General features: G+C 45.2%; 12 protein-coding genes and 2 pseudogenes. 5 read left to right on the top strand and 9 right to left on the bottom strand.

Annotated features, from left to right (window positions below; genetic code table 11):
- Positions 1-1209 precede the first annotated feature (1209 nt).
- The 5 genes and pseudogenes from FTU91_RS13065 (at position 1210) to FTU91_RS13045 (ending at position 5338) form a co-directional block, all read left to right on the top strand.
- Positions 1210-2156 (top strand): annotated as a pseudogene (locus FTU91_RS13065) (ABC transporter permease).
- Positions 2156-3037 carry an ABC transporter ATP-binding protein gene (locus tag FTU91_RS13060; protein WP_180082395.1) on the top strand — a complete coding sequence of 294 codons (882 nt, stop codon included), beginning with the start codon at positions 2156-2158 and terminating at the stop codon, positions 3035-3037. Before FTU91_RS13065 ends, FTU91_RS13060 begins: the two are co-directional and overlap by 1 nt.
- A gap of 77 nt (positions 3038-3114) precedes the next feature.
- Positions 3115-4122 (top strand): isopenicillin N synthase family oxygenase, encoded by a 1008-nt coding sequence (locus FTU91_RS13055; RefSeq protein ID WP_180043753.1) that lies wholly within the window; start codon positions 3115-3117, stop codon positions 4120-4122.
- Positions 4119-5000: a hypothetical protein gene (locus FTU91_RS13050; RefSeq protein ID WP_180043755.1), complete on the top strand. Its 882-nt coding sequence runs from the start codon at positions 4119-4121 to the stop codon at positions 4998-5000. Before FTU91_RS13055 ends, FTU91_RS13050 begins: the two co-directional genes overlap by 4 nt.
- An 8-nt stretch (positions 5001-5008) precedes the next feature.
- The gene (locus tag FTU91_RS13045) at positions 5009-5338 is read left to right on the top strand and encodes a multidrug efflux SMR transporter (RefSeq protein ID WP_180043757.1); all 330 of its coding nucleotides are present in this window, start codon (positions 5009-5011) and stop codon (positions 5336-5338) included.
- Between the two features lie 79 nt (positions 5339-5417).
- Here the strand turns inward: FTU91_RS13045 and FTU91_RS13040 are convergent, their stop codons facing one another.
- The 9 genes and pseudogenes from FTU91_RS13040 to FTU91_RS13005 form a co-directional block, all read right to left on the bottom strand.
- A complete protein-coding gene (locus tag FTU91_RS13040; protein WP_180043759.1) occupies positions 5418-6440 on the bottom strand; it encodes an ABC transporter substrate-binding protein in 1023 nt (340 codons plus the stop codon).
- On the bottom strand, positions 6437-8245 hold the full coding sequence (atzF, locus tag FTU91_RS13035) for an allophanate hydrolase (RefSeq protein WP_180043761.1): 1809 nt from the start codon (positions 8243-8245) through the stop codon (positions 6437-6439). Before atzF ends, FTU91_RS13040 begins: the two co-directional genes overlap by 4 nt.
- Positions 8242-8694 (bottom strand): ribbon-helix-helix protein, CopG family, encoded by a 453-nt coding sequence (locus FTU91_RS13030; protein WP_180043763.1) that lies wholly within the window; start codon positions 8692-8694, stop codon positions 8242-8244. Before FTU91_RS13030 ends, atzF begins: the two co-directional genes overlap by 4 nt.
- Positions 8687-8812 carry a hypothetical protein gene (locus tag FTU91_RS16665; protein ID WP_257221739.1) on the bottom strand — a complete coding sequence of 42 codons (126 nt, stop codon included), beginning with the start codon at positions 8810-8812 and terminating at the stop codon, positions 8687-8689. The genes FTU91_RS13030 and FTU91_RS16665 overlap by 8 nt, the downstream gene beginning before the upstream one ends.
- 471 nt (positions 8813-9283) lie before the next feature.
- Complete coding sequence (locus FTU91_RS13025) at positions 9284-9487, bottom strand: hypothetical protein (RefSeq protein ID WP_086194863.1); 204 nt, start codon at positions 9485-9487, stop codon at positions 9284-9286.
- A gap of 3 nt (positions 9488-9490) precedes the next feature.
- The gene (locus FTU91_RS13020) at positions 9491-10414 is read right to left on the bottom strand and encodes an Abi family protein (protein ID WP_180082393.1); all 924 of its coding nucleotides are present in this window, start codon (positions 10412-10414) and stop codon (positions 9491-9493) included.
- Positions 10415-10536: 122 nt separating this feature from the next.
- Positions 10537-14142 (bottom strand): urea carboxylase, encoded by a 3606-nt coding sequence (uca, locus tag FTU91_RS13015; RefSeq protein ID WP_180082391.1) that lies wholly within the window; start codon positions 14140-14142, stop codon positions 10537-10539.
- A 3-nt stretch (positions 14143-14145) separates the two neighbouring features.
- Positions 14146-14808 carry an urea amidolyase associated protein UAAP2 gene (locus FTU91_RS13010; RefSeq protein ID WP_086194866.1) on the bottom strand — a complete coding sequence of 221 codons (663 nt, stop codon included), beginning with the start codon at positions 14806-14808 and terminating at the stop codon, positions 14146-14148.
- A 14-nt stretch (positions 14809-14822) separates the two neighbouring features.
- Positions 14823-15170 (bottom strand): annotated as a pseudogene (locus FTU91_RS13005) (DUF1989 domain-containing protein); the annotation flags it as partial.
- Positions 15171-15301: the final 131 nt, after the last annotated feature.

Below are 15301 nucleotides of genomic sequence, written 5' to 3'. Positions count from 1 at the left end.
TTTTAGCTTCACATAAGGCAAAAACCAACTCAGCACCAAACCGCAATAAGCGATCTTTATGCGTTAAAACCAAACGTCCGATTTCATCATTCATGATTGCTTCTAGCAGCTTATTTAAGCCTTTTTTTCTATAGTTCATACCCGAACCAAGATCGGAGATTAATTCAAACGTCCAACCTTGATTTGCACAGTACATTTCAAGAACTTGTTGCTGTCGAATTAAATCTTCTTTTTGGTCATGACTCGATACCCTTGCGTATGCAATGGTTTTCCTTTGAAGTTGACTATCGGGCTTGTGTATTTGCTCAGGCGTGATCTTACTCAGATCATATCGTCTATGATTTTTAGGGGTTCGATCTGCAACCAAAGTGCCTTCTTCATCCCAACGCCTTAATGTTTGAATGGAAACACCTAATGTTTTAGCTGCAACGCTAATGCTTACATATTTACTCATGTTGTATATAATAGTATAGAAATAAGTAGATTTCAATTAGTAGTTACAAACCCTGAGTTTTTATCTGGCTATGGCAGGATTATACAAATATTTTAAAGGCGCAATATCTCGGGTGGTGATAACTGCAAGCTCCCACTCAGATGGGTCGTTTGGCTTATTCAGTACACTGGTACCCTTCAGCCAGCTTCAGAATATTCAGTGGATGAGTTAGAGAAAATAGCAACATATTTTAAGGATCGAGAAAGATGCGTAGATAGCTGCGCCTTGAGGTTAAGCAGAATGTTAATTTCTAATTTATTTACTGTAATCTGTTTACATACCAAAAGTAGCGAAATGATGAGCTAACTATCGCTATATGTCTGATCAAATTGTAGAAATTCTTCCATTTTTTAGTTTTTACATTATTTTTTAACTGCACGTTTAAAAGCTTTCAATACTTGCTCTCTGGTACTCGCCACTCATTAAACCAGGTCATGGTTGAGGCTAGCTCCTTCCCCATCTATCTAAGCCACCTGATTTTAGTTTCCACGTTTTTTAACCAGGGGCTAAACACACCAGATGATGGCCTGCACAACGTCCCCGCTTCTAAAGCCTTTGTCCTATGTAAAAGGTGGCATTATGCGTAATTTAAACATCAGTTTCTTTCAGCTTAGGCTATTTCCAGCAGTCCATTGAATGAAAACAATAATTTTGGCACCTATTTTGCTTAATCAGTATTACGTTTTATAAAAATTGTAATATTGAGGGGCAACACTATGGGTTACGTTGCACGTGAACTCAGTCAAAGAAATAAACTGCTGTTTGGCTTGGGGTCTTTTTTAATACCGGTCTTGATTTGGTGTGCAGTCAGCTATTTACCCTTTATCTGGCATCCACAAGTCCAGATTGCCGATTCAGGCAGCGTGAACTATTTACAGGTCGGTAGTCGCATTGATAAAGACGTCTTTTTCTCTGCCGCCCAGTCTGCGCTAGATCAAGGTCTGGCTCCACCGCAAGGGATTCTGGTGAATCCGATCTATCTGCCCGCCCCACATGAAGTGGCGATTGCCCTGGTCACGGCATTCACCACTGAACCTGCACAGGCCAATACACCCTGGTTCCATGAAAGCCTGTGGCACACAGTATCAAACTGGTCTTTAGTGCTTTCTTTATTTCTTCGCTGATCGGGATTCCACTCGGTATTTTATGTGGTTTCTCTCACAAAATTTCCCAGCTGACCGAGCCTTTTGTTGAATTTTTCCGCTACCTGCCTGCCCCGGCCTTTGGTGCACTTGCGGTTGCTATTTTAGGGATCAATGATGCACCGAAAATTGCCATCATTGTCATTGGCACCCTGTTCCAGCAAATCCTGATTATTGCCAATACCACACGTCTGGTGGACCGTAGCCTGATTGAAGCCGGTTTTACCTTAGGCACCAATAAAATGAAAAGCTTGTTTTATGTGGTCATTCCAGCGGCCCTTCCTGAAATTTACCGCAATCTGCGTGTCCTGCTCGGCTGGGCATGGACCTATCTGATCGTGGCTGAACTGATCGGCAGTACCTCGGGGATTACCTGGTTTATTACCCAGCAAGCCCGTTACCAGAATTTTGACAATGTCTTTGCCGCGATCCTGATCATTGGGGTGATTGGTCTGCTTTGCGATGTGATGTTAATGAAACTGGGACAACGCCTATTTAAATGGAAACCGGGAGCAAATTAATGCAAAACCCTGAATTTAATACCCGCGAATACTTTAACAAGATTTATAGCCGTCCGGTGATTCTGGAAGCGAAACAGCTGACGCAAAAATTCAGTCATGGCAAAACTGAACGTACGGTTTTAAATGCCCTGGATCTCAAAATTCATAAGCGTGAGTTTATCTGTGTGATTGGTCCTTCTGGCTGTGGAAAGTCTACGTTTAGCCGTGTAGTAGCAGGACTAGACCCGTATAGCAGTGGTGAGATTCTGGTCGATGGCCAGCCGATTACCGGTCCGAGTCCGGAACGTGGCATGGTGTTTCAGGGCTATACCCTGTTCCCATGGAAAACCGTCAAAGAAAATGTCATGTTTGGCCCAAAAATGAAAGGCCAAAGTAATGCCTCAGCCGAAGCGCAGGCACGTGAATGGATCAATATCATTGGTCTGGAAAAATATCAGGACCAGTATCCGCATCAGCTGTCTGGCGGGATGAAACAGCGTGTCGCGATTGCCCGTGCGCTGGTCAATGAACCCAAAGTCTTGCTGATGGATGAACCTTTTGGTGCGCTGGATCCGCATACGCGCCAGAAAATGCAGCGTCACCTGCTGAACCTGTGGCAGAACATCGATATCACCATTATTTTCGTGACCCACGATATGGATGAAGCGATTTTGCTGGCCGACCGCATTGTGGCCTTGAAAGCCAATCCGGGTGAAATTAAAGAAATTATTGAAGTGAATCTGCCACGTCCACGTCATCCCGATCTGATGCTGACGCCGGAATTTAAACAGCTGCGTGAGCATGTCGATCACATGGTGCATGCCCAGGAAGATGAACTAGATCCAGCACTGGCGGATCTGCCGGAGATTCCGCGTCTGACCAAAGTGAGCACCAGCAAATAATCAGGTTAAAAGCACCTTTGGGACGACCCAAAGGTTTTAATCGCTGTGTTGGACGACCAACAATTAAGGTGATTGCCATGCAAGACCCATATGTACTTCCGCTTATTGATATCTCCAAACTGCAAAGTCCACATCTGGCCGACCGTCTTGAAGTAGCTCATGCTCTGGATCAGGCCTGCAAAGAGGTTGGCTTTCTCTATCTGCAAGGTCGCCAATTTAATTTTGACTATGCCAAAGCCTTGATTGAAATTGCCCAATCCTATTTTTCACAGGATCTGGACAGCAAGATGCAGCACTATATTGGTCAATCCAGTAACCATAGTGGTTATGTGCCGATTGGCGAAGAACAGTTTGCTGGACATAGCTATGATCTAAAAGAAGCCTATGATGTCAATTATGACTATCAGGGACCTGAAACAGGCTGCCCATTGCTCGGCCCAACCTTATGGCCGGAAGACCCCAATTTCAGGGCAGTGGTCAGTCAGTATTACAGCCATCTGCGTGAGATCAGCCAGCAGATTTTTGCTGCTTTTGCCCTGGCACTGGGCATCGAAGAAGACTTTTTTGCGCGTAAAATTACCGATGCCCCAAGCCAGTTACGCCTAATTCATTATCCCTATAATCCCGAAGTCACAGATGCTGAAGGGATTGGTGCACACACCGACTATGAATGCTTTACCTTGCTGCTACCCACTGCACCCGGTTTGCAGGTACTGAATAAAGCCGGTGAGTGGATCGATATTCCATTGATTGAAAATACCCTGGTGATGAATATCGGTGACATGATGGAAATTCTGTCCAATGGTCAATACCTGGCGACCAAACATCGGGTGAAAAAGGTTTCGGAAGAACGTTACTCCTTCCCGCTGTTTTGTGCCTGCAATTATGACACCGTGATTGAACCGGTCATTCAAACTGAAGATTGCAAATATGCTGCACTGATTGGTGGCGAACATCTGTTTAACCAGACTGCACAAACGTTTCATTATTTAAAACAACGTATCGCTTCCGGCGAACTGGTACTGAAAAATGCGGTCCCGCTGTCCTCCTTTGGCCTTGAAGAACAGCCGGAGGCAACATCATGAACTTACTTGAAGCACTGACAACTTTAACACCGACAACCCGTCAGCCTGAAGTTATTCCGAACTTTTTATATGGTGCTTTCCGGCGCAAAAGTATCAGCTTCTTTAATGGCCTGACCGATGAAAATACCATTGTGTACTGGTTTCAGTCGCGCAGCTTTACCATTGATCTGCGCCTGAAAAGTCAGAATGGCACACCCATCGCAGACCGTCAGGGCTGGATTGGCAATACCTTATGGGATGAATCCAAGCAGCTGTTGTCCTGGGAGGTCGCTGACTACGCCAATTACCAGAACCATGTGCAATGGCCTGAGCCGGCAAAGCTGCATGCGATTGGCAACTGCATTCTGGAATTCTCTCCCAGCAACGTTTATGTCGAAGACTGGCGCCAGCAGGTACAATGCGGTGTGTTTTTAGGCCTGCGACTTCAATCAGCACTTGATGTCCAGTTAGGACAAAAGCTGGAAATGGATGGCGGCCTGATTATCTGTGGCAATCATATGGCCTATGCCCTGACCCGTTTGCCAGATGTACAAAGCACAGTTGCTCAAATGGATTTAAAAGCGGTTGATCCAACTGTTTTTGCTTTAATTGAAAGTTTTGAAGTCTCGATCGGCACGGATGGTCAAACTAAAACGTACAGCACCTGCGCCAGTGAAGCCGGTAACGCTTTTAATCTCGACAACTTTGAGATTCTTGATAAAACCCGTCTGGTTCAGCATGTAATTTTGGATGGTCATGAAATCGACCTGATTTTTGCGGTAGATATGTATATGCCTGACTACGAGTTTCAGCACAGCACTGCGACAACTGCAGAAGCGGAACACTGGCTGAAGTCAGAACAGGATCACCTGATGCATCATGCAGCACGCGTGCTCTAGGGAGGAATATGGCTTTTTTATATCTGTCGATTGCCATCATTGCAGAAGTGATTGCGACTTCTGCCCTGAAAGCCTCCAATGGCTTTAGTGTGCTCTGGCCATCTCTGGCCACCATTCTTGGATATGCCGTTGCGCTATTCTTTCTGTCACTGACCATGAAAACCATTCCGATGGGCATTGCCTATGCGATCTGGTCCGGTGCCGGCATTATCCTGATTTCAACGGTTGGCCTACTGGTGTTTAAACAGCACCTAGATCTTCCGGCGCTGATCGGACTGGCATTGATGATCATGGGTATTATTTTTATCAATGTGTTTTCTAAAAGCACTGAACTTTAATTTTTTTGATGTTTATCTGACCATAAAAAAATCCCCAGTCTGATCAGACTGGGGATTTTTTTATGCACTAGATCTGGCTTTATTTCAGCTCTTGTACCAATGTCGGCACAATGACAGCATCGACATTCATTTCAGTGCTGTAGATGCCATTGGTCACATTGAATTTATTGACATGGTAGCTGGAACCATAGATCGAATCGAAGCCATTGCCTTTGGTAAAGACTTTCTTGTTCGCCTCTAAGTCCAATAGATGCGTCCCCTCGATAAACTGCATATAGGCTTTGGCATCGACCCCGACCCGTTTGGCCATAATCCGGGCCGCATCTTCACGAGTCGCCGGATCATTAATATATTTTACCGTTTTATCCCAAACCTGGATCAGCTTTTTCCATTGTTCCTGGTTGGCTTGCAGATGTGCTGGATTCACCGTCAGGGTATCGTAGATCAGGCCGGCTTTATCTTTAGAGCTAAAAATAATCTTTGAACCGGCAACGGCAGATAAAGCCTGATTGGCGACCGGCTGCCATACGGCAATCGCATCAATATCTGGAGTATTAAAGACCTGAGGCAGTTCATTGGTCATGGTATTGACCAGCTTGACCTCGTTCAGCTTGATTTTGGCATCATCCAGTGCAGTCGACAGCAGCAGGTGATCGACCAGACCTTTTTCAGTCGCCACTGTTTTGCCTTTCAGTTCCTGAATCGTATTAATCCCCGGTTTAGCGATAATGACGTCATTTCCCGCCGAATAGTCGGTTGCCATGATCATTACGCCTTTGGTACCACCGGAACCGGTCACCAGATTATCTCCGTTGGTGACCATCACCGCATCCAGCTGGTTTGCAGCAAAAGCAGACAATGAAGCCGAATAGTCAAACCATTTAAAATCGGCATTTACGCCAGCTTCTTTTAACCAGCCTTTTTCAATGGCCACTTGCCATGCCACAAAGCCCGGCCAGTCACTATAACCAATACGGATCGGCTGGGTTTGGGCACTAGCGCCTGCCTTGGCATCTGATTCTGGCACTTTAGCCGTATTGTCACAGCCACTCAATAAAATGGCGCCACAGATTGATGCGGCTAAACTTAGTTTTTTCATCATGGTGCGATTTCCCCTATGCAATTACATTTAAAACGCGTGTTTGAAGGTTGTTTTGATTGAATAAAGTCACGCCAGCCACCGAAATGGCTGATGTCAGTGGCATCTTCCAGCGCATAGCCTTCACAGATAAAGCCTTTGACCCAACGACCATCTGCCAGCTGAACATTGCCAATACCGAGCGGTGCCGGCACTTCTGCAACAATCTGACCAAAGTTGGCAAATGGAATATCCCAGACTTCGACTGCAATCTTCTGACCTGTACTGCTGTACTGCAGGCCCGGTTTAGGCGGTGTGGTATTTTTCAAGGCATACAATTTATAGCTTGCTGCGGTCTGGGTGGTTTGCAGCAAGGTTCCGCCACGTGTGGTCAGCTGGAAGTTCAACGGCATACCCGTCAGGTGTGCACCTACGACTGCGAGTTTGACCGAATGCTGAGATTGAATCTGGGTGCTTGGTATATAAGTTTTCTGCGAAGTCCCCAGCATTAAAGCTGTCGCTTGCTGCCAGCGTTGAGCAAAGTTGGCCAAGGCCTGATCCATCCAGGCAGGAGCAATAAAGGTCACACCGCTTGGCAGGCCATCAACACGAATGCTATTTGGCAGTGCCAAGGCTGACAGATCAGCAAAATTGACGAAATTGGTATAGGCACCCATGTGGCTATTTTTAACCAGTGGATCTGCTTCCACATCGGCAATCTTGTAAATGGTCGGTGCGGTAGGCACCATCAAGGCATCAAAGTCCGCCAATGCCAGATTGATTTGGCGCGCCAGCTGGGCACGTTCATATTCCGCCTGCATCATATCGACAGCGTTGAAGTTGTCCGCCTGACTGATGATCTGGTGAATCACCGGATGGGGCACCTCACGCGAGACTATTTTCTCTACGGCGCTGCAACGCTCTGCGACCCAAGCTTTGTTATATAAAGCTGAAGCCAGCTGATTGAAGATGCTGAAATCAATCGCTTCGACCGCATAGCCCAGCTGTTTGGCACGAGCGATCGCCAGTTTAAAGGCTTTTTCCGATTCCGCATCGCCATAGAATTCTAGTTGTGCCGGAATGGCAATTTTGCCTTTAGAAAACTGGGTGGGTACATTGGCTGGATGCTGGCGTGAATATTCATCAGATGTATCATAACCTTGCATGATCTGGGCTACTTGCCAGGCATCATCCACCGTCAAGGCAAAAATTGAAATCACATCAATGGTACGGCAAGCCGGAATCAGCCCCGAAGTTGAGAACCAGCCCTTGGTCGGTTTAAGCCCTACAATATTGTTATGTCCGGCTGGCACACGGCCCGAACCTGCGGTATCTGTGCCTAAACTGAAAGGCACCTGACCATTGGCAACCGCCACAGATGAACCCGAACTTGAACCGCCACTGATATAGTCTGGATGAAAGCTATTTTTCACTGCACCGTATGGAGAACGTACACCGACCAGACCGGTTGCAAACTGGTCCAGATTGGTTTTACCCACCACAATCGCACCAGCCGCTTTCAACTTGGCAACCACTGTTGCATCACTGCTGGCCAGATAAGCAGCTTCTTTACAGGCTGCCGTGCTATAAAAACCGGCAACATCAATATTGTCTTTCACCGCAAATGGAATACCGTACAGTGGTAGGTCTGCTACGGATTTACCCTTTAGAGTATCAATTTGGGCTTGTAATTGTTCTGCTGTGGCAATTGAAATCCAGGCATGATTGTCATTGTTAAACGATGCGACATAAGAGATCAGATCCTGTAACTGGATCTGCTGCTGTTGGTAAGCATTCTGCCAATCCTGAATGGTCCATAAAGTGTTCATGACAATACTCCTTTATTGGTATTTTGAGGAATGGGGGGCATCACGGCATCCATCAGTTCCAGGTGCCCTTTGAGCATCCCTTTCAATGCAATAAATTGTTCACTAATTTCTTTCAGGTCACTGCTCACGCCCTGCATCAGCATCACCTGCAGGACTTTTTCATCATCCAGCTGGATATGTAGCGAGCTGATCACCTGTTCCAGATATTGCTGTTGCAGGTCCACCAGCTGGGAACGCAGCGGCTTGAGGCTGACGTCATAGACCAGCGTCAATGTGCCGACCATCACTTCATCGTGTGCCACCAGATCGTCAATCAAATAGCGGTTAATCATGTCGACAATAGCCTGAGAACGGCTTTCATAATGTTGCTCGACAATCTTTTGATCGAGTGCCTGAAGCGTGCTTTCTGGCAGGGTGATACTAATCCGTGCCAATTTTTGTTTAGCCACGGCGGTATTCCTTCTGCTGTGCGGATTGCTGTAAATGCAGTCCGGCACGTACACTTAAAAGCTCAACTAAGAATTTCAGCCATGGATGCAGCTTTTTATTCGAGTCTGGATGATTCATGTGCATCTCCTACAGGTATTACAAAACTGGAATTTCGTATTACTTGCTAAAATGCAGAAAGCGTGCCAATTGTAGTGACGGGATTAAATAAAAACGGCAAAAAAAAGCCCCAGTACGCTGAGCTGGGGCCTGTTTTAAATCAGGGGGGTTATTGATAATTTCACCGGTTCGATTGCTTTTATTCTTCATGTACAGTTATTTTTTTATACATGATGGGTTGAACGATGAGTATGGTTGAGTGATCAAGTAAATGGCTCTCCTCTGTTTATCTGTCATATAAATAAAAGCAGAAAGCGTGCCAAAATATAAAATGAACTGAATAATGCCGCAGCGGCATCACAAAGCCCTGCTGAAGCGGGAGTGAAAAGAAGGAAGGCTATTTAGATCATTAAATATGCATAAAAATTGTACAACACTGCACCATTCAGGTTCACTTTTTGCGTTAAAGTGTGGCTCAGCTTATCAAACTTTTTAAGCGCGGTTTTTGTGAACTCGAGCTCGTAGCTCTTTTAGACTCATCTTTACGGTTTCATCGTTTTTAGCTTCTTCTGCAAGTTTTAATAATTGAATATCTTCTTTAACAAGATCATTCAAAATTATTTTTGCATTTTCAAAAATACGATTTTGACTTTCAATACTATGCATTCCTAAAAGTTCTTCTAGTTTTTTAGCCATCTTTTATAAATTCCAAATAGGATGATCTTCCCATTTTTCAGGGAAACCCATCGCAACACGCCAATTCTCATTTTTCAGTATAGGTTTTAATAGTTTATTCAGTTGATTGCACCACTCTGTATCAAAACCTGTCGGTCTGAGTAATGTTTTTAATATTAAGAGTACATAGAAGATACGTTTGTTGGTCGGTGTAATAGGTGGTTGCCAATTGGGATCTTTATCGACTTTGGATTTAATTGCTAATTCTTTATTCCATAATCGCCCATGATGTGCACAAGTATTTCGTACATAGGTCAATATGTGCAACCATTCAGCTAATTTTTCATGATGTACTGAAAAGTGCTGTGAAACTTCCTTTTTATCTTCTACACCTTCAGACTTATTGTTCTTCAAGCCCTGATATAAAAAAGATAGTGATCCCAAACTTAAAACTTCTGTCAGCATCCAAATAGGAATTTTTGAAAATCCGATATAGTTTTGTTCAAAATGTTGAATGAATATATCTTTTGAACGCTCGACCTCTTTATTACAGTTGTTGATAAAACTGCTATGCTTAAATTTTGGATGAAAGTTTGTTACCTGATAAATTCCAAAAGCACCATACTTATGCGCCATAAAATAGGTAATCTGTGTACGTAAATAAGTTTCAATCATCTCTATGGCATTAAAGACTTGTAACCTGAGTTCTGTATCAAACTCGTATAGCTGAACAATGCTTTCAAATCTTGTATTAGGTTGAAATGTATCTAAAATTTTATATTCTTGTCGTACACGATAAGGATACCAATATGCACTTAAACGATAATAACCATATTTAGACAATACAGATTCAGCCCAAGCACGATTATGAATAATCATGCCTTTGTCTTCCAAATGATTTACCTGTTCGATATATGAGAGTGGTTTTTTATTGTAGATTTTCAACATGGTTCATTATATTCAGACATAAAAAACCGCCAAGGTTGCGCGGACTCCCGAAGAAGAACTAAGCGTGGCGGCTGTATTAAGTATCATACTAACGACAATTGTCTCTATTAGCAAGTTATTCTTTAAGCCACTGGCGCCAAGGTAAACAACACCTGCCCCGTCTTCACCGTTTGCCCTTTTTCAATGGTAATGGCATCTACACGCATACGCTCAGGGGCAATAATTGGAATCTCGATCTTCATCGCTTCAATGACGGCCAAAGTTGCGCCTTCTTCCACAATATCACCCGAAGCACATTCAATTTTCCAGATTGAACCCGGCATATGCGATTCCACTGCACAACCACCATCTGGAATTTCCACACCTTCACCATCATCGACAGCGTCCAGGCTTTCAGACACATATTCCGCCAGCCCTGCTGCATGCCAGCGACGACGTTCTGCATCAAAGTTCGCTTGTTGCACTTCTTTAAATGCTGAAATCGATTCCTGATGTTCCGTTAAGAAGTCATTGTATTCTTTTAAGTTCAATACACCTTCTTCAATACGCAGTTTTAAACGTCCCGCTTTAAAGTCATCACGCATCTGCATCAGTTCCGCTTCAGAGACTTCATAGAACTTGATCTGGTCAAAGAAACGTAGTAACCACGGTTTACCTTGTTCAAAGTCGGCATTTTTACGGTAGCGTGACCACATTTGCGTAGTACGACCAACAAACTGATAACCACCCGGGCCTTCCATGCCGTACACACACATATAGGCACCGCCAATCCCCACGGCATTTTCAGGTGTCCAGGTCCGTGCCGGGTTATATTTGGTGGTGACCAGACGCTGACGTGGATCAAGCGGGGTCGCCACAGGCGCACCCAGGTACACATCGCCCAGGCCCATCACCAAGTAACTTGCGTCATAAACCACATCTTTCACGGCTTGTTTATCTTTTAAGCCATTAATACGGCGAATAAACTCGATATTGTCTGGACACCACGGCGCATCTGGACGCACAGTTTGCATATAACGTTCAGTTGCCAGTTGGGTTTGAGAATCTTCCCAGGCCAGTGGCAGATACACGGTACGCGATGGCACTTGCATTGCTGTCACATCCGGCAGTTCAGCTTCAGCGACTTGCAACAGACGCAGCAGGTCGAGCTGATCCAGCTGGATCGAATCAAAATGGATTTGCAGTGAACGGATGCCCGGCGTCAGGTCAATAATGCCGGCTATATTCTGTTTCTGTACCCATTGCATCAGTGCATGGATACGGAAACGCAGGTTAAGATCTAAAACCAGCTCGCCATATTCCACCAGCATATAGTTATTGCCAGCAGGACGATAGACTACATCCGGTAGACCATTTTGACCTTTTAAGGTATCTAAAATAGCTGATTTTAAGGTGCTGATTTCAGGGTAGAACGATTCATCAAATGCCATAGCTTGGGTATCAGAAGCTTCTAATTGTGCATGATATTTTTCATTTAAAAGTTTTGCTTGGTGGTAGCTGACAGGGACAAACTTGACTTTATCGCCGGCTTTCAGCTGACCGAGCTTCCACAGTTCTGAATTAATCACTACGGCTGGACAGACGAACCCCCCCAGACTTGGTCCATCTGGACCCAAAATAATCGGCATATCCCCGGTGAAGTCAATCGCGCCAATGGCATAGGCATTGTCATGAATATTAGAAGGATGCAGACCGGCTTCACCACCGTCCTCACGTGCCCATTCCGGTTTGGGACCAATCAGACGAATCCCGGTACGGCTGGAGTTAAAGTGAATTTCAAAGCTGTTGGCAAAGAAGGTATCAATGTCATTTTTGGTAAAGAAATCCGGCGCCCCATGTGGGCCGTACATCACCGCAATTTCCCATTCCTGACTAAAAGTCGGAACTTGTTCAGGTGCAAGAGCTTTTATTTCATTAGATGTAAATGCCGTAATTGGCAGCATATCGCCAATTAACAGGTTACGCCCGGCATGACCACCAAACTGGCCCAAGGTAAAGGTCGCTTGTGAACCCAGATATTTTGGGACATTCAGACCGCCCTTGATGCCGATATAGGTACGGCAACCTGTGGCGATTTTGCCACATTTTAAAATCTGGCCTTTACCTACATTCACCGTTTGCCACATCGGCACCTCTACACCATCCAAGGTCGATGGCATGTCACCCCCGGCCAGTACGATCTGGCTATCACAGTGGAATTTCAGTATCGGGCCTTGCAGGGTACATTCCAACCCTGCTGTATTCGCTACATTACCGAGTAACTGGTTGGCGACATTGAGTGACAATGGATCAATCGCACCGGATGGCGGTACACCGACATCCCAGTAACCGAGACGACCAGTGACATCCTGCACAGCAGTCTGAATACCGGCTTGCAGCACTTCAATTTTTTGGGTTTTCCATACAAAGGTATTTAAAAAACGTGTAGTTTGGGTACCGGCTTTAAACACCTCACAGTCGATGATGTTTTGCAGATATTCCAGATTGGTTTCAATCCCCGCAACCTGCGTTTTTGCCAGCGTTTTGGTCATCGCCTGAATCGCAGATTCACGGTCGTCTGCGGTGACAATGATTTTGGCAATCATTGGGTCATAGAATGAGGATACGGTTGAACCGGTTTCTACCCATGTTTCATTGCGGACATGAGCATCAAACTCAACATGGGTCAATAAACCTGCACTGGGCTGGAAGTTCTTGATCGGGTCTTCGGCATACAGACGCACCTGAATAGAATGACCTTTGGCTTCAAGTTTTTCACTTGGTGCTGTCCAGTCGCCGCTGGCCAGAGTTACCATCCATTCCACCAGATCTACGCCAAAGACCTGCTCGGTCACGCCGTGCTCGACTTGCAGACGGGTATTCACTTCCAGAAAGTAAAATTCCTGCGTATCGGTATCCATCACGAATTCAACCGTACCGGCCGAACGGTAATTCACTGATTGCATCAGCTGGATCGCAACATTCTGGATATAAGCACGTTGCTCATCATTGATATGCGGTGCCGGGGTTTCTTCAATCACCTTCTGGTTACGACGCTGTACTGAACAATCACGCTCCCCCAGTGCAAGGACCTGTCCGTTGCCATCACCAAAAATCTGCACTTCGATATGACGGGCGTTTTGTACAAATTTCTCTAGGTATAAACCTGCATCTTTAAAATTAGCTTGAGCTAAGTAAGACACCGTTGCATAAGCATCTTTCAGTTCAGTCTCATTCCAGACCAGACGCATGCCGATGCCGCCACCACCTGCGGTACTTTTTAGCATCACCGGATAGCCAATACGTGCAGCCTCAGTCAGCGCTTCAGCTTCATCTGCCAATAACTGACTGCCCGGCAGTAATGGCACCTTGGCCTGAATCGCCAGTTCACGTGCGGTGTGTTTCAGGCCAAATTTACGCATTTGTGTGGAGTTTGGACCGATAAAGGCAATGCCTTGTGATTCACACAAGTCGCAGAAGTCTGCATTTTCAGACAGGAAACCGTAACCCGGGTGAATGGCCTGCGCACCGGTCTGTTTGGCAACTTCTAGAATTTTCTCAACATTTAAATAGCTTTGACTGGCCGCTGCTTCACCGATATACACCGCTTCATCGGCCAGTGTGACATGCAATGAATCACGGTCGGCTTCTGAATACACCGCAACCGACTGGATACCCAATTTCTTTAAAGTACGGATCACGCGGCAGGCAATCGCGCCACGGTTAACAATGAGGACTTTATTGAACATGGCTTACTCCTCACCTTCACGGATGATCAGTTGAATTCTAGTTGGGTTATAGGCATTGCAGGGATTATTCAGTTGCGGGCAATTTGAGATCAGTACGATCAAATCCATTTCTGCTTGAATCTCGACAAATTTACCGGGTGCTGAAATGCCATCATCAAATTTCAAATGACCATCTGCTGTCACCGGCACATTCATAAAGAAATTAATGTTTGGACCAATATGACGCACATTCAGGCCATGCTTTTTGGCAATCGGATGCTGAGACAACGCCATCATGAAATTGTTACGGCAGCTGTGCATTGGAAATTTGTCATGCGCATAACGCACGCTGTTACTTTCACATGAACATGCACCGCCTAAAGTATCGTGGCGGCCGCAGTTATCATCCTGAATTTTCGCAATCGCATGGCCAAAGTTGGTATAAAGCGTGGTGCCTTTTTCTAGATAAATCTGTTTATTGATCGCAAGCGTATCGGTTGCGCTGTAACGCTCTTCAGGATTTTTTGCTGAAATAAATAAGGTATCCACCGCCTGATTGCCCTCCAGGTCAACAATACGGAAATATTGTCCTTTCTTGACTTCACCCATCCACGCTTCACCGGCAGGACAGACTTCACTTAATACTGATTTTTCTAAACCATTTCCTAAATTAGCTAATGCAGTCATGATGATTCCCCCAATTAAATGCTGAGTGCGTAGTAACGATTATTGTTTTGGAAAGCACGCTGATTTTGCGGGCATGAATCACGGCAAATATCGGTCTCGGCTAAAGTATTGGCTTTGAACAGTGACAATTGAATATCGGCAGGTTGATACTCAGCACTGTTATCTAAGGCATGGGGTGCTGCAGATAGGAACAGCAGACAGTCCATTTCAAAACGCAGTTCAATGAGCTGATTGGTATGGTCCGATGCCACATAAGACAGCTCACCAGCATCATTTGGCACAACTTTAGAAAACAGATTGACCGTAGCGCTTAAATCTTGAGTCGATAAGCCAAATTTGGTCATCTCTAACAGCAAGCTGTCACGACGAGACTGTAAATTAAATTGTGTAATTGCCTGAATTTGCTATGTTCATATTCACAACGGAGTCAGGCAACATGATGAACGAACAAAAACTAAAAGACCTTGCAGCAGAATTTGCTAAAGGAATCAAA

This window comes from Acinetobacter sp. YH12201 (assembly GCF_013418145.1).
Taxonomy (GTDB): domain Bacteria; phylum Pseudomonadota; class Gammaproteobacteria; order Pseudomonadales; family Moraxellaceae; genus Acinetobacter.
The sequence above is the reverse complement of the archived record's forward strand: the minus strand, read 5'-3'. Positions and strand labels throughout refer to the sequence as shown.